Annotated in this window: 1 pseudogene; it reads right to left on the bottom strand. The window is 65.8% G+C overall.

From position 1 onward, the window contains the following. A pseudogene (gene truB / locus AC1DWF_RS37865) lies at window positions 1–299 on the bottom strand (tRNA pseudouridine(55) synthase TruB); the annotation flags it as partial. Window positions 300–544 lie beyond the last annotated feature (245 nt).

Here is a 544-nt window from a genome sequence, read left to right as displayed (position 1 = left end):
TCGATGACCGCACCGTCGGCGTCGTCGCTGTCGCGCGCCTCGCCGAAGCGCAGCGTGAAGCGGTAGACCTTTGTGCCGTCCATGACATAGGGCACGGTCTTGGTGGCATGGCCGAAGGCGATGGGCAGCAGGCCGGTCGCCAGCGGATCGAGCGTGCCGCCATGCCCGGCCTTCTGCGCGTCGAAGGCGCGCTTGACCTTGTTCACGACGTCGGTGCTGCCGATGCCGCTAGGCTTGTCGATGATGAGCCAGCCGTCGATCTCGCGACCGCGGGGCTTCTTGCGGAAGTTGCGTGCCATGTCTGGTAAAGTTGGTCCGGGTTTGAGCGCGGGTTCTACGCGGTTCCGTGGCCTTGGGTAGAGCTTTCGCTCAACCCTCCTCCGCCTTGTCGTCGCCCTTGAGGTCGCGCGCCACCTCGGGCTGCCTCATCAGCACATCCATCTTCTGGGCGTAATCGAGCGCCTCGTCGGGCTGGAAATGCAGGGCGGGAGCAAATCTCAGCCGCACCGACTTCGCCACCTGCCCGCGCAGGAAGGCGTTGGCC

It is taken from the genome of Aminobacter sp. P4_D5, assembly GCF_056401815.1.
Note: the sequence above shows the minus strand (reverse complement) of the source record. Positions and strands in the feature narration are given on the sequence as shown.